The organism is Vibrio cholerae ATCC 14035, assembly GCF_000621645.1.
Taxonomy (GTDB): domain Bacteria; phylum Pseudomonadota; class Gammaproteobacteria; order Enterobacterales; family Vibrionaceae; genus Vibrio; species Vibrio cholerae.
On sequence record NZ_JHXR01000001.1, the window covers coordinates 1 to 20656 of the forward strand.

Sequence of the window (20656 nt, forward strand, 5' to 3'; positions counted from 1 at the left end):
TCATGTCCACTTAGTTGCGATAATTCCGCCCAAAGTATCGATTTCGACGTTGATGGGAGTTTTAAAGGGTAGGAGTGCAATTAGGCTATTCAACAAGTTTCCACATATCAGGAAAAAGTTATGGGGAAATCATTTTTGGGCGCGAGGCTATTTTGTGGATACGGTAGGTGTAAATGAAGAAATCATTAGACGGTATGTACGGCATCAAGACAAAAAAGAGCTTGAGCAAGAGCAGCAGTTAGAGTTATTGAGAGACTAACAGCGTCGTGGCCCCCTTTTAGGGGGCTTATATTAAAACCGCCTTCTAAGAAGGCGGATTTTTATTGGTTTTGTGTGGCAGAGAAACCTAAAAAGAAGAACGTAAAAGAGAGAACATCAGCGGCCATCACGCAAAAGAGCGTATAAATGGTTAGCTAATGGTGGCGTTGTGTCTTATCTGAAGGAGCTTAGCTTCCGCCGGAAAGCGGCTTAAGTTATGGATGTGGATGTGATGTCGCTATCAATAAAGCCCAGATAAAACAAAACCTAGCCGAAGCTAGGTTGTTTATATGGTGCGGAAGAAGAGACTTGAACTCTTACGCCTCGCGGCGCCAGAACCTAAATCTGGTGCGTCTACCAATTTCGCCACTTCCGCAAATTGTATTGATAACTTGATTGCTCAAATCATCGATGTAATGGCAGGTCTGCTAGGATTCGAACCTAGGTATGACGGGATCAAAACCCGTTGCCTTACCGCTTGGCGACAGACCTGCAGTGTTCTGCACGACGATCGTCGTTGCTCTCAATAATGGTGCGGAAGAAGAGACTTGAACTCTTACGCCTCGCGGCGCCAGAACCTAAATCTGGTGCGTCTACCAATTTCGCCACTTCCGCACAAATTTTGTTGATAACCTGATTACTCACGTCATCGAAATAATGGCAGGTCTGCCAGGATTCGAACCTGGGTATGACGGGATCAAAACCCGTTGCCTTACCGCTTGGCGACAGACCTACAGAATTCGATACATTTGGTGCGGAAGGAGGGACTTGAACCCTCACGTCCTAAGGACACTAACACCTGAAGCTAGCGCGTCTACCAATTCCGCCACCACCGCGTTAAATGCATCAAATTGTAATTGGTGGCTACGACGGGATTCGAACCTGTGACCCCATCATTATGAGTGATGTGCTCTAACCAACTGAGCTACGTAGCCACTCTAAATCTTTTCAGATTTAATATGGTGCGGAAGAAGAGACTTGAACTCTTACGCCTCGCGGCGCCAGAACCTAAATCTGGTGCGTCTACCAATTTCGCCACTTCCGCAAATTTTGTTGATAACTTGATTGCTCAAATCATCGAAATAATGGCAGGTCTGCTAGGATTCGAACCTAGGTATGACGGGATCAAAACCCGTTGCCTTACCGCTTGGCGACAGACCTACAGAATTCGATACATTTGGTGCGGAAGGAGGGACTTGAACCCTCACGTCCTAAGGACACTAACACCTGAAGCTAGCGCGTCTACCAATTCCGCCACCACCGCGTTAAATGCATCAAATTGTAATATGGTGGCTACGACGGGATTTGAACCTGTGACCCCATCATTATGAGTGATGTGCTCTAACCAACTGAGCTACGTAGCCATCTTTTCGAGCGAGAGACTATAATACAATCTCGCTCTGACTTCCAATGGTTTTTGCCCCGTTGAAAGTTTGAAAAATGGCAGGTCTGCTAGGATTCGAACCTAGGTATGACGGGATCAAAACCCGTTGCCTTACCGCTTGGCGACAGACCTGCTGTGATGATTAATATCATCAAAATATGGTGCGGAAGAAGAGACTTGAACTCTTACACCTTGCGGCGCCAGAACCTAAATCTGGTGCGTCTACCAATTTCGCCACTTCCGCAAATTTGTTACAACTCGATGCATTTGGTGCGGAAGGAGGGACTTGAACCCTCACGTCCGAAGGACACTAACACCTGAAGCTAGCGCGTCTACCAATTCCGCCACCACCGCGTGTCAAAAGCATCAAATTGTCAAAATTTGGTGGCTACGACGGGATTCGAACCTGTGACCCCATCATTATGAGTGATGTGCTCTAACCAACTGAGCTACGTAGCCAAATTTTATTTTCTTAACGAGAAGGCGATGCCTTATCGCTGAGAACGGAGCGCATTATGCGGATATGGGTTAGGAGCGTCAACAGTTTTTTTGAATAAATTCTTTGAAACCAACCGTTCGGGTTTTTTTTAAACAAAGAGGCGTGTTTATGATCAAAAACCATCACCAAAACAACAAATTCATTACGCTTGGAGAGTCATAAAGATCATTTTTTAGAGGCTTATAAATGGCAAAAGCCAACACTTTGGTTGGCTTTTGGTTCGCAGTAAAGCGAGATTTAAACGTTGAAGCGGAAGTGGATTACATCGCCATCTTTTACGATGTACTCTTTACCTTCCAAGCGCCATTTACCGGCATCTTTGGCACCTGACTCACCATTGAATTGGATGTAGTCATTGTAACCGATCACTTCAGCACGAATAAAACCACGCTCGAAGTCTGTGTGGATCTTACCCGCGGCTTGTGGTGCGGTCGCACCGACAGGAATGGTCCATGCGCGCACTTCTTTCACGCCTGCGGTGAAGTAAGTTTGCAGATTGAGTAGGTCATAACCTGAGCGAATCACGCGGTTGAGGCCTGGCTCTTCAATACCGAGGTCGGCTAAGAACTCATCGCGTTCTTCTTCTTCAAGTTCAGACAGTTCCGCCTCGATCGCTGCACAAACCGCTACCACAGAAGCATTTTCTTTGGCTGCGAACTCAACCACCGCATCCAGATATGGGTTGTTTTCAAAACCATTTTCATTGACGTTCGCAATGTACATGGTGGGTTTTAGCGTCAGCAGGTTTAAATAACCGACGGCCAGTAATTCTTCTTTGGTTAGGTTGACGGAACGAGCCGATTGGCCTTCGCTCAGAACAGGTTGCAGCTTTTCAAGTACCGCGAGTTCAAATTTGGCTTCTTTATCGCCACCTTTAGCGCGTTTGCTTTGACGCAGAATCGCGCGCTCGCAGCTGTCTAAGTCAGCCAGCGCTAATTCAAGATTGATGATTTCGATGTCTTCCAGCGGTGACACTTTACCCGCCACGTGAATGATGTTTTCGTTTTCAAAGCAGCGTACTACGTGACCAATTGCATCAGTTTCACGGATGTTAGCGAGGAATTTGTTACCTAGACCTTCTCCTTTTGATGCGCCCGCCACTAGACCTGCAATGTCCACAAACTCCATCGTCGTTGGCAGAATGCGTTCAGGTTTGACAATCGCGGCTAAGGCATCCAGACGCGGATCTGGTACAGGCACAACGCCTGTATTTGGTTCGATAGTACAAAACGGGAAGTTAGCTGCTTCGATGCCCGCTTTGGTCAGCGCATTAAAAAGAGTTGATTTACCTACGTTTGGCAAACCGACGATGCCACATTTAAAACCCATGACTGTAACCTTATTCAGCTTTGAAAGTGTGTAAACGATTTTGTGCTTTGGTGAGGCCATCCTTCATGAGGATCTCAAGGCAGCGAACGGATTCATCCACTGCGGCATCAAGGCATTCTTGCTCTTTAGCGGGAGCTTTGCCTAGTACATAACCGGCTACTTTGTCTTTATGTCCCGGATGGCCGATGCCAAGCCGTAGACGATAGAATTCTTTGTTGTTGCCTAATTTGCTTATGGTGTCTTTGAGCCCATTATGCCCGCCATGTCCGCCACCTTGCTTAAATTTTGCCACACCGGGTGGTAAGTCTAGCTCATCGTGGGCAACCATGATCTCTTCTGGCTTGATCTGATAGAAATTGGCCAGTGCAGCAATCGCTTTGCCGGAGAGATTCATGAAAGTGGTGGGGATTAACACGCGTAACTCTTGGCTGTTAATCAACAAACGTCCGGTCAGACCAAAAAACTTCGGCTCATTTTTGAGCGTGACGTTATGGATACGGGCTAACTCTTCGACAACCCAAGCACCTGCATTATGGCGTGTTTTCGCGTATTCCGGCCCAGGATTGGCCAGTCCGACAAGGAGTTTGATTGGTTGACTCAAGGCGAATATCTCTTCGGAAACTCAAAAGCGCGGTATGATAGCACACATCCGCCGCGAGGTGCGAGTCACACAAAAGGCAATAAAAAAGCGCTTCATCGGAGATGAAACGCTTTCGTATCATCGATTCCAGAGCTTACCTGACAGCAGATAGACTGGGTTACTCAATGATTAGTTAAACATCGCAGAGATGGACTCTTCGTTGCTGATACGACGAATCGCTTCAGCCAGCATGCTTGATAGAGTCAACTGAGTCACTTTTCCTGTCGCCGCCATCTCTTTTGATAGGGTGATAGAGTCAGTCACAATCACTTGATCCAACACAGAGTTTTTGATGTTTTTCGCTGCATTGCCTGAGAATACCGCGTGAGTGGCGTAAGCAAATACGCGTTTCGCACCACGCTCTTTCAGCGCTTCCGCGGCTTTACACAGTGTGCCACCAGTGTCGATCATGTCATCGACAATCACACAGTCACGGCCTTCAACATCACCGATCAGGTTCATGACTTCTGAAACGTTCGCGCGTGGACGACGCTTATCTACGATCGCGATATCGATGTCACCCAGTGCTTTCGCGGTTGCGCGAGCACGCACCACACCACCAAGGTCTGGCGATACGACAACAGGATCTTCCAAGTTACGTGCTTTCATATCTTCCAGCAGGACAGGGGTACCGAAAATGTTGTCTACTGGAACATCGAAGAAGCCTTGGATCTGCTCTGCGTGGAGGTCGATAGTCAGAACGCGGTCAACACCAACGTTAGAAAGGAAGTCTGCAACAACTTTTGCAGTGATAGGTACACGAGCCGAGCGCACACGGCGGTCTTGGCGGGCATAGCCGAAGTAAGGGATAACTGCCGTAATACGGCCTGCAGAAGCACGGCGCATTGCGTCAATCATTACCACCAGTTCCATCAGGTTGTCATTGGTTGGGGCACAGGTGGATTGAATGATAAATACATCGCTACCACGCACATTTTCGTTGATTTGTACTGCTACTTCACCATCAGAGAAACGAGAAACAGTAGCATCACCAAGGGAAATGTACAGGCGATCTGCAATACGTTGGGCTAGTTCGGGTATTGCGTTACCAGCAAATAGCTTCATATCAGGCACGGTGGAAACCTCAGGGTTGCGTCCAGTTTTTTAGTAAGGTCGGATTTTAGCTGATTGGTAGTCAGCCAACGTCTTTCTGAGCGGTGAAACATTGCGCCCTTGGGCGACAAACGCTAAGACGTTGTCAGATAATTGAGCAAAGACGGCCTGTGCATCTTTCCTGCTCGAAAACTCAGCAAAAACGCAAGATCCCGTCCCGGTCAATCTTGACGGCGCGTATTGTAGCAGCCATGAAAGTTGCTTATCAACCTCGGGGTACAGTGATCGGACAATTTTTTCGCAATCGTTTTCGTACGGGGTGGTAAGAAGGCTTGCCAGATCACGCTTTGGCGTGTTTCTCATCAGCTGTGGATGAGTGAAAATATCTTTTGTCGCGATGCTGACCGCAGGGCGAACCACGAGATACCATTTTTCCTCTGGCTCTACTGCGGATAATTCTTCGCCAACTCCTTCAGCAAAAGCCGCAAAACCACGAGTAAAGACAGGGACATCCGCTCCGAGTGCCAGCCCAATTTCAGCCAATTGATCATCGCTAAGCCCAGTTTGCCACAAGTAATTGAGTGCGACTAAGGTAGTGGCCGCATTGGATGATCCGCCACCAATTCCGCCGCCCATAGGCAACACCTTGTGCAGTTGAATGTCTGCGCCGAGTGGTGATTGCGCCGCATTTTTGAGTGCCATCGCGGCTTTGTAAATCAGGTTATCTTCTAACGCGACATCGGCCAGAGCAGGAGAGAGGGTGATGTTGCCGCTGTTGTTGGCGGTAATGGTTAACTCATCACCGTGATCGAGAAACTGAAACAAGGTCTGCAGATCGTGATAGCCGTTAGCTCGACGACCTGTGATGTAAAGGAACAGGTTGAGTTTGGCCGGTGAAGGCCACACGGTTGTGCCGTGGATCATGGGAGCAGCGTCCATTGTGAGATCACCAGTTGAATCGAGGTTTTATTTTGCTGGAGTTTAAGTTTATCAGGCAGCGGAATGGGCTGATGTTGCCACTCAATCGCTTGGTAACGTTGGTATTCTACGTGCCATTCCTCCGTTGAGGCGAGTTTGGTGAGAGTGGCAAGAGTGTTTTGTTCATTCAACTCGTAATGGGTTGCTTGGGTCGGCAAGCCTAAAATCCAATCTTCAAGCTGTTCAACGGGAATATCTAACCCTGTTAAATTGCGGATCAGGCTTTGTGCATCTTGGTCGCGGTAGATTTGATCATCATAAGTTTCGACCCGCGCACCTTGTTCATCGACCTGTAAGTTCAGCACGGTTTGACCAAGAAAATTGCTTAAACGCAGTGAGAGTTTTTGTGGGCTTTTTTGCCATTGAAAGTTGAACGATTGTCGCTGATCGGGCGCGATATAGCCGAGTTTTCCGGTTAATTGATAATGTTGAATTTGTTCTAGAGTGACTTGGTGTGATTGCCATTGAACATTGACGGGTTGTAGCGGTGCGGTGGCACAACCTGCCAAAAGCAACAGACTCGCCAATCCTGGCAGTAGGCGACGTACGAGAGCATTCATAGTGCGTTTTTTATCCAAAGCGAGAGCGAAAACGGGCTAACTATATCATTGATCTCACGAACTCAGGAAAACAAATCCGGTCTGCCCTTTCAATCAAAGAGGGCATCAAGTAAAATTCCGCCTCTAGTCCACCACACATATCTGAGAATCCTCTATAGATGTCTTTGCTTGCCATTGGAATCAATCACAATACGGCGTCGGTAGAATTGCGGGAAAAAGTGGCGTTCGGTCCAGAGAAGCTCTCTTTGGCGCTGAATCAGCTTTCCACCAGTTCACACGTTAAAGGAGGCGTGATCCTCTCAACGTGTAACCGCACCGAAATTTATTGTGATGTGAGATCAGCAAGTAAAAACAAAGTCATCGAATGGTTGTCCCAGTTTCACCAAGTCAGCTTGGATGAGTTAAAACCCAGCCTATACGTTCATGAAGAGCAAGCCGCCATTCGTCATTTGATGCGTGTCGCCTGTGGTTTGGACTCTCTAGTGTTGGGCGAGCCGCAGATATTAGGACAAGTTAAGCAAGCTTACGCAGAGGCGAGAGAGAATCACGCCGTCAATCCGGCGACGGAAAAGCTGTTTCAAAAGGCTTTTTCGGTCGCGAAACGGGTAAGAACAGAAACCGAAATCGGCGGCAGCGCGGTTTCGGTCGCTTATGCCGCTTGCACTTTAGCAAAACACATTTTTGAATCGCTGGCCGACGCTACGGTACTGTTGGTCGGGGCTGGTGAAACCATTGAACTGGTAGCAAAACATTTGGCCGGACACCACTGTAAACGGATGATAGTGGCGAACCGCACGCGAGAGCGAGCTTTGAGCTTAGCGCAGCAGTTTGGCGCCGACGTCATCGCATTAAATGAGATCCCAGACTATTTAGCGCAAGCGGATATTGTGATCAGCTCGACCGCTAGCCCTTTGCCCATCATAGGTAAAGGCATGGTCGAAAGTGCACTAAAGGCCCGTCGCCATCAGCCTATGTTGTTGGTGGATATTGCCGTGCCACGCGATATTGAGCCGCAGGTCGGTAAGCTTAACGATGCTTATCTCTATTCGGTCGATGACTTGCAGTCGATTGTCGATAGCAATATCGAGCAGCGCAAAGTGGAAGCGATTCAGGCAGAAGCGATTGTCAGTGAAGAGAGCGCCACCTTCATGAGTTGGATGCGCTCACTGCAAGCGGTGGACAGTATTCGTGATTATCGTAAGCAAGCCAATGAAGCGCGTGAAGAGCTACTCAATAAAAGTTTGCAAGCATTGGCAGCGGGTGGCGATCCTGAAAAGCTGCTCATAGAATTAAGCAACAAACTGACCAACAAACTAATTCACACCCCAACCCGAGCGCTACAAACCGCGGCGGAACAAGGGGAACCGGCTAAACTGGCCGTGATCAGACAAAGTTTAGGTCTTGACGATCTGAACTAAATCTCAACTTAGAGTTTAAAGAAGCAACTATGAAAGCGTCGATTTTAAGCAAGCTTGAATCCCTTGTTGAGCGCTATGAAGAGGTTCAGCACCTCCTTGGCGACCCAACAGTTATCGGTGATCAAAATAAATTCCGTGCTCTATCCAAAGAGTATTCGCAACTGGAAGAGATCACTCAGTGTTTCCAAGCTTACCAACAAGCGAAGGAAGATCTGGTTGCTGCCGAAGAGATGGCACAAGAAGATGATGCAGAAATGCGTGAAATGGCACAGGACGAGATCAAAGCGGCGAAAGCGGCAATTGAGCGCCTGACCGATGAACTGCAAATTCTGTTGCTGCCAAAAGATCCAAACGATGATCGCAACTGTTTCTTAGAAATTCGCGCGGGTGCGGGTGGTGACGAAGCGGGTATTTTTGCCGGCGATTTGTTCCGTATGTACAGCCGTTTTGCGGAGAAAAAAGGCTGGCGCATCGAAGTGATGTCATCGAGTGAAGCGGAACACGGCGGCTACAAAGAGATGATCGCGAAAGTGAACGGTGACGGTGCTTACGGTACGCTCAAGTTTGAATCTGGCGGCCACCGAGTGCAACGTGTTCCGGCTACGGAAGCGCAAGGGCGTATCCACACGTCCGCTTGTACCGTTGCGGTGATGCCTGAAATTCCTGAAGCGGAAATTCCAGAAATCAAAGCCAGCGATCTGAAAATTGATACGTTCCGCTCTTCTGGCGCGGGTGGTCAGCACGTTAACACCACCGATTCGGCTATCCGTATCACTCACTTACCGACTGGTATTGTGGTCGAGTGTCAGGATGAGCGTTCGCAACATAAGAACAAAGCTAAAGCGATGTCAGTATTGGCTGCACGTATTGCTCAAGCTGAAGAGTCAAAACGCGCTGCGGAAATTTCCGATACACGCCGCAACCTTCTGGGTTCAGGCGATCGTAGTGACCGCATTCGCACTTATAACTACCCGCAAGGTCGAGTGTCCGATCACCGTATCAATTTGACGGTATATCGCCTGACCGAAGTGATGGAAGGGGATATGCAATCCTTGATTGACCCTGTGATTCACGAGCATCAAGCGGATCAATTGGCGGCACTGGCGGATCAAAACTAATCCATGTCAGTTACCATTGAAGCGGCATTAAAAGCGGCAACCGAGCAACTGCAGCAAAGCGGCAGTGATTCGCCAGCCCTAGATGCCGCAGTACTCCTTTGCCATGTACTGGCTAAGCCTCGTTCTTACTTGTTGACTTGGCCTGATAAAATCTTGGAGAAGCCTACTTTGGCTTCTCTCGAGCTGCTCCTTGCTCGCCGCAGAGCGGGAGAGCCGATGGCCTACATCCTTGGTGAGCGCGAATTTTGGTCGCTGCCGCTGAAAGTCTCTCCTTCGACACTTATTCCACGTCCGGATACGGAACGTTTGGTTGAATTAGCGCTGGATAAAGCGGCGTTGATTGATGGCGAACTGCTGGATCTTGGCACCGGAACTGGGGCGATTGCGTTGGCTTTGGCTTCGGAATTGCCCACGCGGCAAGTCACGGGGATTGATTTACGTCCGGAGGCGGCAGAGTTAGCAAGAGAAAACGCGACTCGCTTGGCGATCCACAATGCGCAGTTTTTTCAGGGCAGTTGGTTTAGCCCATTAGCAGACGGTACGAAGTTTGCTTTGATCGTCTCCAACCCGCCTTATATCGAAGAAAATGATCCGCATTTGAGTCTGGGCGATGTGCGTTTTGAGCCGAAAAGCGCGCTGGTTGCCGCAGAAAATGGTTTGGCGGACATTCGCCACATCAGCACGCACGCGCCGCGTTTTTTGCTCGATGACGGCTGGCTTTTGTTTGAGCATGGTTACGATCAAGGCGTTGCGGTGCGCACGATTATGAGTGATTTAGGCTATCAAAACATCATGACCGAGCAAGATTACGCCGGTCATGATCGAGTTACACTGGGACAATATAAAACGGAAAGAGAAGCATAATGTACGAAGGATTAAAACATTTTCACCTGTTCACTATCGGCGTCAGTGTAGTCATGCTGTCGATTCGCTATGTGCTCATGATGATGAATTCAGCACACCTAGAGCGTAAGTTTTTCAAAATTTTCCCGCATGTGAATGACACGTTATTGCTGCTTTCCGGTATCGGTTTGATATTCATCACTGGATTCATTCCTTTTACCGCTGCCGCGCCGTGGATGACAGAAAAATTTACCTGCGTGCTGGCGTACATCGCGCTAGGCTTTTTTGCACTGAAATTAGGTCGTAATAAATTGCTGCGTAGCTTTGCGTTTTTTGGCGCGTTGGGCTGGTTGGCGATGGCTGGAAAAATCGCGGTCGCCAAAGCGCCGATTCTGTTTGGTTAAGCTTAAGGTGCGACCATGCTGAATTTATGTGATGAAGATTTTGATGCGATGGAGTTGGTGGAAGGGGCGCTTGCGCTCAACAAAGCCATTAATCCCGAAACGCAGCTAGAATGGGCTCACATCGAGTTAGCACGTCTGCTAAAAGAAGCCGAACTGGCACTGGTACATGAGCGTGATGAGAAAGCGCGTTTCGAGGCTTTTTTGCGCCTGTTTTATCAAGAGTGGGGCTTTAGCGGCGATCGCGAAGCCTACTTTGATTCTCGCAATGCCTTTATTGATCAAGTATTGCAGCGGCGCAAAGGCATTCCCGTCAGTTTAGGCTCATTACTGCTCTACCTAGGACACAAACTTGGCTTTCCACTCAATGGGATAAGTTTCCCGACTCAGTTTCTGCTGTCGCTCAATTGGCCGGGAGAGCGGCCGATTTATCTCAATCCATTTAATGGCGAGATAGTGTCACAACATACACTGCAAGCTTGGTTAGTTGGGCACAAAGGCCCACTGGCCAAGCTTAAGCCACAGCATTTACAAAGTGTCGATAATCCGACCATTATTGGGCGTTGGTTGGCGCTACTCAAAAGTGCCTTACTGCGTGAAGAGCGCTATACTCTGGCGCTAAGATGTACCGATTTGGCACTCACTTTTGTGCCCGATGACCCATACGAAATCCGTGATCGTGGCTTTATTTACCAACAGCTACAGTGCCATCAAATTGCTATTTCGGACTATCAATATTTTATTGAGCACTGTCCGAACGATCCGGCGGCTGAATTGTTAAAAACGCAAGTCAATGCACTCAGTCACGACAGTCAAGTGACGCTGCATTAACCCAACAAGAGAGATTAAGATGGAACACAAAATTGTCCATGTCGGTGATATTCCGGTTGCCAACGATAAGCCGTTTACCCTATTTGCAGGGATGAACGTACTGGAATCGCGTGATTTGGCGATGCAAATTTGTGAGCACTACGTGAAAGTGACCGACAAGCTCGGCATCCCTTATGTGTTCAAAGCATCGTTTGATAAAGCGAACCGCAGTTCAGTGCACTCTTACCGTGGCCCAGGCTTGGAAGAAGGGATGAAAATTTTCCAAGAGCTGAAAGAGACCTTTGGCGTGAAGATCATCACCGATGTCCACACAGAAGCGCAAGCGCAGCCTGTGGCGGATGTGGTGGATGTGATTCAGCTACCTGCCTTTTTGGCCCGTCAAACCGACTTGGTTGAAGCGATGGCGAAAACCGGCGCGGTCATTAACGTGAAAAAACCGCAGTTCATGAGCCCGGGTCAAGTTGGCAACATCGTTGAGAAGTTTGCTGAGTGTGGCAATGACAAAGTGATCTTATGTGAACGTGGCTCTTGCCACGGCTACGATAACCTCGTCGTCGATATGCTCGGCTTTGGTGTGATGAAGCAAGCTTCTAACGGCAGTCCAATCATTTTTGATGTGACTCACTCACTGCAAATGCGTGATCCATCAGGTGCGGCATCGGGCGGTCGTCGTGAGCAGACCGTTGAACTGGCGAAAGCCGGTTTGGCGACGGGCATTGCAGGTCTGTTTATTGAGGCGCACCCAAATCCAGATAAAGCGCGTTGCGATGGCCCATCGGCATTACCTCTCGACAAATTAGAGCCATTCCTTGCGCAAATGAAAGCGCTGGATGATTTAATCAAAAGCTTTGCGCACATCGATATTCGATAAGCGCGATAGCCTGACTCTATATTGTAAAGCCATCTTCGGATGGCTTTTTTCATGCCTAGCGCTTATCAATATGGCTCTGTTTCAGCAAACGACGGTTTCTGTAGATTAAACGCTTGCGCGCACAAAACGGCTTAAAAGCCCATCCCATTAGTCAAACGTTTGCCTGTGATCCGAGCAGGTTATCTTTTTAACTCTTTCTATTGATTACATTATATTGGCTACTTTTAGGTGATCTACTCTACATAAATATGAAATCAAGCTGTCTCACCAAGTCGGTTACTTTAAACTAAGTCAAGTTTTATCCGCACTCCAAGCAATGTGCTCAAGCGATGTGCTGTGGTAAACGACTGCGCCGTGCGAGCGCCCAACGACATTTCAAGCAGTGGTTTTCATCAGTTCAAAGGTATGACAATGAAACAAGGCCTCATTCTAAAATCCGTCCTCAGTGCAGCCATTATTGCCTCTTTGGCAGGTTGTGCAACTGCACCCGCTCAGCAGTGGGAAGCAGACAAAACCTACAAACTCACTATTCTGCACACCAACGACCACCATGGCCGTTTCTGGCAAAACCAGTATGGTGAATATGGCATGGCAGCACGTAAAACGCTGATTGATCAACTGCGTGCCGACATTGAATCTCAAGGTGGCAGTGTATTACTGCTCTCGGGGGGTGACATCAATACTGGGGTACCAGAATCAGACCTACAAGATGCAGAGCCTGATTTCAAAGGTATGAGCAAAATCGGTTACGACGCTATGGCGCTGGGTAACCACGAATTTGATAATCCACTTGAAGTGCTGTTTAAGCAAAAAGAGTGGGCGAACTTCCCAATGCTGTCGGCCAACATTTACGATAAAGCGACCGGTAAGCGTCTGTTTGAACCGTACCATATCTTTGATAAGCAAGGGATTAAGATTGCGGTTATTGGCTTAACCACCGAAGACACCGCGAAAATTGGTAACCCAGAATACATCGGTGGTATCGACTTCCGCGATCCGAAAGAAGAAGCGAAGAAAGTGATCGCTGAGCTGAAGAAAAAAGAGAAGCCGGATCTTATCATCGCAGTAACGCACATGGGTCACTACCAAAACGGTGAGCATGGTGTGAACGCTCCGGGTGATGTTGCTTTGGCGCGCTACTTGCCAGCGGGTGAGTTGGATATGATTGTCGGCGGTCACTCACAAGAGCCTGTGTGTATGGAAGGCCCTAATCTGGTGAAAAAGAACTTTAAGCCGGGTGACGAATGTAAGCCTGATATTCAAAACGGCACTTACATTGTGCAAGCTTACGAGTGGGGTAAATACGTCGGTCGTGCGGATTATGAATTCCGTAACGGTGAGCTGAATATGGTCAGCTATAACCTCATTCCCGTTAACTTGAAGAAGAAAGTTGAAGTGAATGGTGAAACTCAGCGTGTGTTTGCGACTTCTGAAATTAAAGAAGACAGCGCAATGCTAGAGTTCCTGCGCCCATTCCAAGAGAAAGGCCAAGAGCAACTGAGCATCAAAATTGCCCACAGTAACGGTAAGCTAGAAGGCGATCGTAACGTGGTGCGTTTTGAGCAAACCAACTTGGGCCGCATGATTGCAATGGCGCACATGCAACGTGCTAAAGCCGATTTTGCGGTAATGAACTCTGGTGGCGTACGTGATTCTATCCAAGCCGGTGACATTACGTATAAAGATGTACTGAAAGTGCAGCCATTTGGCAACATCGTCAGCTACGTGGATATGAATGGTCAGGAAGTGCTGGATTATCTCAATGTCGTCGCTACCAAGCCGGTCGATTCAGGTGCGTATGCCCAGTTCGCAGGGATTTCAATGACGGTTGCGGATGGCAAAGTCTCTAACGTGGTCATCGGTGGCAAACAACTGCGTCTCGATGCGACCTACCGTTTCACTGTGCCAAGTTTTAACGCAGCGGGTGGTGACGGTTATCCAAAAATTACTGACCACCCAGGCTATGTCAACACTGGCTTTGTGGATGCCGAAGTACTGAAAGATTACCTTGAGGCGAACAGTCCAATCGATGTGAACCGTTTCGCGCCAGCGGGCGAGATTGTTTATCGTTAATAAGGTTTGACTCGCAAAGTTGAATTGCGTTTACTGACAGGCGGTGTGCAAATACCGCCTTTTTTGTTTTGCCATACCCATATGGCCCGAGCTCTGCCCATCAGCAGTGTGAGTAAATGAGGACACGTGATTCATGACTCCTGCAATCAATCTTGCAAAGAAAAATAAAATCTCCCATACCATCCATCAGTATGAACATGATCCGAGCCATGCCAGTTATGGCCTAGAAGCGGCGCAGGCGCTCGGTCAAGATCCGAAGCGCGTATTCAAAACCTTACTGTTTTGTATGAATGGCGAGGAAAAAAATCTCGCGGTAGCGATTATTCCTGTCGATCTCAAACTGAATTTAAAGCTCGCGGCCAAAGCGGCCAAAGCCAAAAAAGCCGAGATGGCCAAACCAGAGATTGCTGAGAAAACCACAGGTTATGTGGTGGGGGGGATAAGTCCTCTCGGCCAGAAAAAAGCGCTGCCAACCTTTATTCATCAAAGTGCGCAAAGCCAAGCGACGATTTGTGTCAGTGCGGGTAAACGTGGTTTAGAAATTGAGTTATCACCGCAAGATCTCGCGCGCTTAACCCGTGGCCAGTTTGCGGATTTGTGTCAAGAAGAGAATTAATCGATACCCCTGTAAAAACGGCCTCAAAGGGAGGCCGTTGATTCTAGAAGTGGTGAGAAATCAGCGAAGATTAATGGCGTGCTTCTTCTTCCATTTGTGCATTGTCCACTACGTGGTTTTCACCTAAGTCGTTTGGCAGAACGAGGTTGAGCACAATGGCGACGATACCGCACAAGCTCACGCCTTGCAGGCTAAAGTCACCCACGCCGAATGCCATACCACCAATACCAAAGACCAGAGTGACGGCCACAATCACCAGATTGCGTGATTTGTGCAGATCCACTTGGTTTTTGATCAGCGTATTCAAACCGACGGTGGCGATGGATCCAAACAGTAGAATCATGATGCCGCCCATGACCGGAACCGGAATGGTTTGCAGCAGTGCACCGAGTTTGCCCACCAAAGCAAGTACGATGGCCGTGATTGCCGCCCAAGTCATGATCGCTGGGTTAAATGCACGAGTCAGCATCACGGCACCAGTCACTTCACTGTATGTGGTGTTGGGTGGCGCACCAAGCATGGTTGCGGCCATGGTCGCGACCCCGTCACCAGCGATAGTGCGGTGTAAGCCCGGTTTTTTTAGGTAATCTTTGTTGGTCACATTTGAGATAGCCAGCATATCGCCCACGTGTTCGACCGCAGGAGCAATCGCGACTGGGATCATAAACAGGATGGCGTTGATGTTAAATTCAGGGAAAGTGAAGTTGGGTAACGCAAGCCAAGCGGCTTGTTCCACCGCCGCAAAGCTGACGACACCCATTACCAGTGAGACTGCATAGCCGCTGACAATGCCCGCTAGGATAGGAACTAGCTTAAAAAAGCCTTTAGCGAAGACACTGAATACCACTGTGACCAAAAGTGAAATACAAGAAATCCAGAGTGCGGCTTGTGGATCGACGAGTTGTACGGAGCCATCCCCGGTTTTGCCCAGTGCCATGTTCACGGCGGCTGGCGCAAGTCCCAGACCAATCACCATAATCACAGGACCGACTACGACAGGAGGCAGCAGTTTGTGGATGATGGCCACACCACGCACCTTAATAATGCCACCGAGTACGATATACACCGCACCAGCGGCCATCAAGCCACCCATAGTGGCAGGAATGCCCCAGGTTTGGATGCCGAACATAATAGGAGCGATAAAAGCAAAAGAAGAGGCGAGGAAAATGGGGACAGAGCGGCGGGTGATCAATTGGAAAAGCAGTGTTCCTAAACCAGCACCGAATAGTGCAACGTTTGGATCGAGTCCGGTCAGAAGCGGGACCAGAACCAACGCGCCGAATGCGACAAACAGCATTTGCGCGCCTTGTATGGCATTTTTCATCGTATTTTCCCTGAGCTAAATAAAAATTCGCGGGATTCTATCACTTCTGCAATCGATTGCGAGCGGAAAAAGATCAAAAATTGACAGGATTATTGGCTATGTTTAAAAACGACGTGGATCGCGTCGCACAAATTCTGACGCACTCCTGTAACCTCTCGCCTTGCTGAACTTTAGATAGTTGCTTATCATCGTCGTTCAGTAAACAGAATGTAGGTATGGTATGCGCTATTTAGCTGTGTTGATGATGGGATTGCTCACGTTTCCCGCCTTCGCCCTCACTCGAGTCAACTTGTATCAGGCAGAAGTTGCGGTCGATCCGCAGCAAAGTAACGCTGATGCGGCGGCGCGTGTCCGTGGTATGGAAGAAGTGATTGTCCGCGCTACTGGTAGCCAAGATGCGCTCAAAAATGATGCTGTGCAAAAAGCTTTGCGTCAGAGTAACCAGTACATCACCCAGATCAGCACTCAACAAGAGGGTGCTCAGTCGGTGATGCGTTTGCAATTCAGCGCGCAGCACATTCGCTCACTGTTAAGTCAAGCTCAGTTGCCATTCTGGCCTGAAAGCCGCAGTAATTTGCTGGTATGGCTGGTGGAAGAAGCCAACTACGATCGCAGCGTGAGTTGGGAACATGCAGATACGCCGTTACTGAACCAAATGAAAGTTCGCGCCCGTATTCGCGGCTTACCCTTAACGGTTCCGGTTGGTGATTTTGATGATGTAACCGGTGTGCAGGTCTCCGATTTATGGGGCGGCTTTATCAACCCGATCAGCATCGCAAGTCAACGTTATCCGACCGATGCGGTTTTGGTCGTGCGTGCTCAAGGCTCTGAACTGCGTTGGACTCTGTTTGATCAGTTGGCTAACACCATGGTGAGTCAACCGAAAGCGCCTATCTCAGGTCAAGCCTCGGGTGAGCAAGCGGTCACCGAGATGATTGATGAAATCAGTGATTACTACGCGCGTAAAAGCGCGGTTGTAGTAAGCAGTGAATCCTCGCAATCGGTATTGGCGCAATTTAGCCCACTCGATAGCGCGCAGGATTTCTTTGTGGTTGAGAATAAACTCAAGCGCTTAAGCTCAGTTGCTTCGCTAGATATTTTGAAGGTTCAAGGTACTCAAGTGACCTTTAACGTGCATTTATTGGCCAGTGTGGAAGAGTTCACTAATGAAGTGGTGCGCATGGGGCAGGCAGTATTGATGGATATGCCGCCAGAAGAGCCCGTCTCTGCAGACAATAATTTGCTGGAAAATAGTTCACTGGAAAATAGTGCGTCAGAAATGCCGGTAGACCCGAGCAACCCAAATAACGCTGCTGCTCAGCCACAACCTGTTCAACCTAAAACTCTCTATTTCTCTTGGCAAGGTTAATGCTTTGAGGAGAGAGCCCCAAATGACTTGAATTGTCAGGAAGGTAGGGGATAAACCAAAGCAAAAAATAGCGCCGAAAAAGGCGCTATTTTTATTGTCATCCCTAAACCACCGCTTTTAGCGGTGGTGATTGTTTTCGATTATTACTTTCCAAGTGGTTTTTATGCGCACTCAGCCAAGCAATGAGTCACCGATAGGCAAAAAGATCATTGGTGGTCAAAATGGGCTTTTTCTTGCTTTTCCACTTCAGAAAGCTTGGTCAGCTTTAAGCCTAACTCCTTACCACGTAAGCGCGCATAAAGGGTATTGCCGATAAATGCCGCAAAAGTCAGTAGCAGTTCTACCAAGGCTAACCAACGCTCCCCGCCATCCACATACAGCAAGGTCAACGCATGCAAGAAATAGAGCATCAAAACAAAGTTTGCCCAAGCATGGGTATAAGGTTTGCCTTTGAGAATGCCAAACAGAGGCAGTAGCAGTGGAATGACCCAGCCTATCGCGAGCGCGGTAGGATTAAGATGAGGATGTGGTGACAACGTGAGTTGCCATAACAGGATCCAAACCAACAGAGCGAGGTTGGCACTCAGTGCCAGCCAGCGATAAAACGCGGTCCGAGGTTGCATTGCAATACTGGAGGTGGTCATTGTTATCCCTTTAACTGTTTGGCCACATGAGCCAGGCGCTTTCCTAGCTGGCGTGCCAGCTCCGCCTCTTCACTAGAGAGTGTTTTTTGTTGATGGACATGGCTTGCACCATACGGTGTACCGCCGGATTGGGTGGTGTGCAAGGCTGGCTCGGAATAAGGTATCCCTAAAATCAACATGCCATGATGCAGCAAAGGTAGCATCATACTCTGCTGGGTTGTTTCCTGCCCACCATGCAAGGTTGATGAAGACGTGAACACGCAAGCTGGTTTATCAATCAGCGCGCCACTCAGCCAAAGTGGCGTGGTTTGATCCCAAAAATGTTTTAATGGCGCGGCCATATTGCCAAACCAAACTGGGCTGCCCAACGCTAAGCCGTCACACTGTTTCAACTCATCAAGGCTAAGGTAAGGATCGCTGTTGCTTGCCGTGCCATCAAGCTCTGCGACGGTTCGCAGCAAGGCTTGGCAACCTTCTACGGATTCCACGCCGCGGGCAATTTGGCGTGCCAATGCTTGCGTACTACCGTGACGGCTATAATAGAGCACCACTATCGAAATCATAGAATTTCAAGCACTTGTTCTGGTGGTCGGCCATGACGAGCTTGACCGTTGCACACCACAATCGGGCGCTCAATCAGTTTCGGGTGTTCCGCCATCGCGGCAAACAGCGCATCATCGCTCAATTGACTATCCCCTAAATTGAGCTCTTTATACAGCTCTTCTTTGCAGCGCATCATGGCACGCACTTCATTCAGCCCCAATTGTTGGTAGAGACGCTTGAGTTCTTCCACCGAAGGTGAGGTTTCTAAATACTTAATCACTTGCGGTGCAATGCCTTGGTTTTCGAGTAAGGCTAACGTTTCACGGCTTTTGGAGCATTTAGGATTGTGATAAATCACGACTGACATAACTTCTCCTGTATCAGATTTATTATTGGAGGGATAAAAAGCGCTCGCGTTGCACCATTAACTGGTCAATCCGCGCATCGTAACGGGCTTGCGCCAAGCTACCCAATTCCACCAACTGACTGGCTTGGGTATAAAACTGAATCGCTTTGTTCCAGTTTGCTTGCAGCGCCATGATTTCACCGCGTGCCGCTAAGTCTTCCGCACTGTTGCCTAAACGGCTATTGGCTTCAGACAGTAGTTGCCAACCATTGATGTCATTAGGATTGTCATGGGTGTAACGTTGCAAGATTCGAATGGCATCGGTGAACTTATCTTGCTTAAGCAGCACATTCGCATAGTTAATGGTCAACACTGAGTTATTTGGCGTCTGCTTGAGCGCCTTTTCTAACAAGCTTTGTGCTTTATCGGCTTGCTTGAGCTCAATATACAAATCGCTGATCGCATCGAGATAAAAATGATTGTCCGGTTGTTCTTTAACTAGCTGGGTCAACAGTGGCTCTGCTTTATCGAACTGTTTGAGATCGAGATAGACCAAGGCTTTGCCGTACTGGATAGACGGCTGTAGGGTGGCGTCGATTTTTTTCTCACTGCGAGCAAACCAATCCAACGCTGCGTCGGCATCAATGCCTGCATAACGAGCGATGATCCGTGCGCGCGCCAAATGATAATCCAAGTGTGGAGCAAGTTTGAGTGGCGGATATTGTCTGGCCCGCTCACGGCTATCGGTAATCCGGTCTTCTGGTAGTGGGTGAGTCAGCAGCATAGGGGGCGGCTTACTGGCGTAGCGATATTCATCAGCAAGGCGAGTGAAAAATTGCGGCATGGCGTTGGCGTCAAATCCGGCTTTGGCTAAGGTCGCGATACCAAATCGATCCGCTTCTTTTTCATTGCTACGCGTGTAGTTAATCTGGCCTTGGATGCTGCCCGCCATGGTGGCGTTGATCGCCGCAATTCCTGCTTCTGGGGCGGCAATCGCCAGCAGTAATGAACCGGCGAGCGCTGCGATTGTCGCGGGAGAGCGGCGTGCTTGTTCTTCCATGCTGCGCGCAAGGTGGCGTTGGGTGACGTGAGCAATTTCATGCGCCATGACCGACGCTAACTCACTTTCACTTTGCGCATGAAGGAACAACCCAGAGTGCAAGGCGACGTAACCACCAAAAAAGGCAAAAGCGTTGATGTTACGATCGCGGATCATAAAAAAGGTGAACGGCGTTTTGACATCGTTGGCGCTGGCGACTAAACGATGTCCTAAATTATCAATGTACTCATTGAGCACAGGATCGTTAATCACAGGTTGGTTATTGCGCAGCATACGCATATAAGCATCGCCATAAATCAGTTCTTGATCTATGGTCAGCGTCGAGCCCGCTACCGTGCCAATATCCGGCAATTCGATAGGATCATTTTGTGCGATGGCAGGAAGACATGGCGCTGCAATGCATAGACATAACAGGGTACGTGTCGGGAAGAATTTCATAATGGCGGTGCATACTCCGAGTTTATCTGCCTGTAAGACATATCCGATGTCTATTGGTTT

Annotated in this window: 19 protein-coding genes, 14 tRNA genes and 1 pseudogene; 10 read left to right on the top strand and 24 right to left on the bottom strand. The window is 48.7% G+C overall.

Translation table 11 applies throughout. The features are described from left to right. Positions 1 to 259 (top strand): annotated as a pseudogene (gene tnpA, locus T411_RS01000000118895) (IS200/IS605-like element IS1004 family transposase); the annotation flags it as partial. A 290-nt stretch (positions 260 to 549) separates the two neighbouring features. Here tnpA and T411_RS0100010 read toward each other — a convergent pair. From T411_RS0100010 to lolB, 19 genes are all read right to left on the bottom strand, one after another. Next, positions 550 to 634 (bottom strand) — tRNA-Leu (locus T411_RS0100010). A gap of 41 nt (positions 635 to 675) precedes the next feature. Then, positions 676 to 750, bottom strand: a tRNA-Gln gene (locus T411_RS0100015). Between the two features lie 38 nt (positions 751 to 788). Beyond that, a tRNA-Leu gene (locus T411_RS0100020) sits at positions 789 to 873 on the bottom strand. Between the two features lie 43 nt (positions 874 to 916). Further along, a tRNA-Gln gene (locus tag T411_RS0100025) sits at positions 917 to 991 on the bottom strand. A 17-nt stretch (positions 992 to 1008) separates the two neighbouring features. Then, positions 1009 to 1094: transfer RNA gene (locus T411_RS0100030), tRNA-Leu, on the bottom strand. Between the two features lie 22 nt (positions 1095 to 1116). Further along, positions 1117 to 1193, bottom strand: a tRNA-Met gene (locus T411_RS0100035). A gap of 25 nt (positions 1194 to 1218) precedes the next feature. Beyond that, a tRNA-Leu gene (locus tag T411_RS0100040) sits at positions 1219 to 1303 on the bottom strand. A 41-nt stretch (positions 1304 to 1344) separates the two neighbouring features. Continuing rightward, a tRNA-Gln gene (locus T411_RS0100045) sits at positions 1345 to 1419 on the bottom strand. 17 nt (positions 1420 to 1436) lie between these two features. Further along, positions 1437 to 1522: transfer RNA gene (locus T411_RS0100050), tRNA-Leu, on the bottom strand. 23 nt (positions 1523 to 1545) lie between these two features. Beyond that, positions 1546 to 1622 (bottom strand) — tRNA-Met (locus T411_RS0100055). Positions 1623 to 1699: 77 nt separating this feature from the next. Then, a tRNA-Gln gene (locus T411_RS0100060) sits at positions 1700 to 1774 on the bottom strand. A gap of 27 nt (positions 1775 to 1801) precedes the next feature. Then, positions 1802 to 1886: transfer RNA gene (locus T411_RS0100065), tRNA-Leu, on the bottom strand. 24 nt (positions 1887 to 1910) lie between these two features. After that, positions 1911 to 1996 (bottom strand) — tRNA-Leu (locus T411_RS0100070). Between the two features lie 28 nt (positions 1997 to 2024). Next, positions 2025 to 2101 (bottom strand) — tRNA-Met (locus T411_RS0100075). Positions 2102 to 2378: 277 nt separating this feature from the next. Further along, on the bottom strand, positions 2379 to 3470 hold the full coding sequence (gene ychF, locus T411_RS0100080) for a redox-regulated ATPase YchF (protein ID WP_000505884.1): 1092 nt from the start codon (positions 3468 to 3470) through the stop codon (positions 2379 to 2381). A 10-nt stretch (positions 3471 to 3480) separates the two neighbouring features. Then, entirely contained in the window at positions 3481 to 4071 is a 591-nt protein-coding gene (pth, locus tag T411_RS0100085; protein ID WP_000081944.1) for an aminoacyl-tRNA hydrolase, read from the bottom strand. A 168-nt stretch (positions 4072 to 4239) separates the two neighbouring features. Further along, positions 4240 to 5184, bottom strand: coding sequence for a ribose-phosphate pyrophosphokinase (locus T411_RS0100090; RefSeq protein WP_001113134.1), 945 nt, complete (start codon positions 5182 to 5184; stop codon positions 4240 to 4242). Between the two features lie 30 nt (positions 5185 to 5214). Beyond that, positions 5215 to 6087, bottom strand: a complete 873-nt coding sequence (ispE, locus tag T411_RS0100095; protein WP_000581228.1) for a 4-(cytidine 5'-diphospho)-2-C-methyl-D-erythritol kinase — start codon at positions 6085 to 6087, stop codon at positions 5215 to 5217. Continuing rightward, on the bottom strand, positions 6084 to 6701 hold the full coding sequence (gene lolB, locus T411_RS0100100; protein WP_000993150.1) for a lipoprotein insertase outer membrane protein LolB: 618 nt from the start codon (positions 6699 to 6701) through the stop codon (positions 6084 to 6086). Before lolB ends, ispE begins: the two co-directional genes overlap by 4 nt. Before the next feature lie 158 nt (positions 6702 to 6859). Between lolB and hemA the strand changes: the two genes are divergently transcribed. The 8 genes from hemA (at position 6860) to ybaK (ending at position 14872) form a co-directional block, all read left to right on the top strand. Then, entirely contained in the window at positions 6860 to 8119 is a 1260-nt protein-coding gene (gene hemA / locus T411_RS0100105) for a glutamyl-tRNA reductase (RefSeq protein ID WP_000054219.1), read from the top strand. A gap of 29 nt (positions 8120 to 8148) precedes the next feature. Beyond that, the gene (prfA, locus tag T411_RS0100110) at positions 8149 to 9237 is read left to right on the top strand and encodes a peptide chain release factor 1 (RefSeq protein ID WP_000647701.1); all 1089 of its coding nucleotides are present in this window, start codon (positions 8149 to 8151) and stop codon (positions 9235 to 9237) included. A gap of 3 nt (positions 9238 to 9240) precedes the next feature. Then, positions 9241 to 10101 (top strand): peptide chain release factor N(5)-glutamine methyltransferase, encoded by an 861-nt coding sequence (prmC, locus tag T411_RS0100115; protein WP_000117272.1) that lies wholly within the window; start codon positions 9241 to 9243, stop codon positions 10099 to 10101. Beyond that, positions 10101 to 10484 carry a SirB2 family protein gene (locus T411_RS0100120; RefSeq protein ID WP_000272895.1) on the top strand — a complete coding sequence of 128 codons (384 nt, stop codon included), beginning with the start codon at positions 10101 to 10103 and terminating at the stop codon, positions 10482 to 10484. The genes prmC and T411_RS0100120 overlap by 1 nt, the downstream gene beginning before the upstream one ends. 15 nt (positions 10485 to 10499) lie before the next feature. Then, a complete protein-coding gene (locus T411_RS0100125; RefSeq protein WP_000933142.1) occupies positions 10500 to 11312 on the top strand; it encodes a SirB1 family protein in 813 nt (270 codons plus the stop codon). A 19-nt stretch (positions 11313 to 11331) separates the two neighbouring features. Further along, positions 11332 to 12183 carry a 3-deoxy-8-phosphooctulonate synthase gene (gene kdsA / locus T411_RS0100130; protein WP_000400335.1) on the top strand — a complete coding sequence of 284 codons (852 nt, stop codon included), beginning with the start codon at positions 11332 to 11334 and terminating at the stop codon, positions 12181 to 12183. 411 nt (positions 12184 to 12594) lie between these two features. Beyond that, entirely contained in the window at positions 12595 to 14256 is a 1662-nt protein-coding gene (gene ushA, locus T411_RS0100135) for a bifunctional UDP-sugar hydrolase/5'-nucleotidase UshA (RefSeq protein ID WP_000809006.1), read from the top strand. A 133-nt stretch (positions 14257 to 14389) separates the two neighbouring features. Continuing rightward, the gene (ybaK, locus tag T411_RS0100140) at positions 14390 to 14872 is read left to right on the top strand and encodes a Cys-tRNA(Pro) deacylase (protein ID WP_000186559.1); all 483 of its coding nucleotides are present in this window, start codon (positions 14390 to 14392) and stop codon (positions 14870 to 14872) included. A gap of 70 nt (positions 14873 to 14942) precedes the next feature. On the opposite strand, the gene T411_RS0100145 is transcribed toward ybaK, so the two are convergent. Continuing rightward, positions 14943 to 16196 (bottom strand): uracil-xanthine permease family protein, encoded by a 1254-nt coding sequence (locus T411_RS0100145; protein ID WP_000786153.1) that lies wholly within the window; start codon positions 16194 to 16196, stop codon positions 14943 to 14945. Positions 16197 to 16416: 220 nt separating this feature from the next. Here T411_RS0100145 and T411_RS0100150 point away from each other — a divergent pair, with 220 nt between their 5' ends. After that, positions 16417 to 17565 (top strand): DUF2066 domain-containing protein, encoded by a 1149-nt coding sequence (locus T411_RS0100150; protein WP_001269703.1) that lies wholly within the window; start codon positions 16417 to 16419, stop codon positions 17563 to 17565. A gap of 206 nt (positions 17566 to 17771) precedes the next feature. Here T411_RS0100150 and T411_RS0100155 read toward each other — a convergent pair whose 3' ends face one another. From T411_RS0100155 to bepA, 4 genes are read right to left on the bottom strand one after another with little or no spacing between them, the layout of a single operon-like run. Continuing rightward, positions 17772 to 18188, bottom strand: coding sequence for a DUF2069 domain-containing protein (locus T411_RS0100155; protein ID WP_001918774.1), 417 nt, complete (start codon positions 18186 to 18188; stop codon positions 17772 to 17774). A gap of 23 nt (positions 18189 to 18211) precedes the next feature. Next, the gene (gene wrbA / locus T411_RS0100160) at positions 18212 to 18772 is read right to left on the bottom strand and encodes an NAD(P)H:quinone oxidoreductase (protein ID WP_000623699.1); all 561 of its coding nucleotides are present in this window, start codon (positions 18770 to 18772) and stop codon (positions 18212 to 18214) included. Next, positions 18769 to 19119 carry an arsenate reductase (glutaredoxin) gene (gene arsC, locus T411_RS0100165; protein WP_000117768.1) on the bottom strand — a complete coding sequence of 117 codons (351 nt, stop codon included), beginning with the start codon at positions 19117 to 19119 and terminating at the stop codon, positions 18769 to 18771. The genes wrbA and arsC overlap by 4 nt, the downstream gene beginning before the upstream one ends. A gap of 22 nt (positions 19120 to 19141) precedes the next feature. Continuing rightward, positions 19142 to 20596, bottom strand: coding sequence for a beta-barrel assembly-enhancing protease (gene bepA, locus T411_RS0100170; protein ID WP_000667946.1), 1455 nt, complete (start codon positions 20594 to 20596; stop codon positions 19142 to 19144). Between the last annotated feature and the right edge of the window lie 60 nt (positions 20597 to 20656).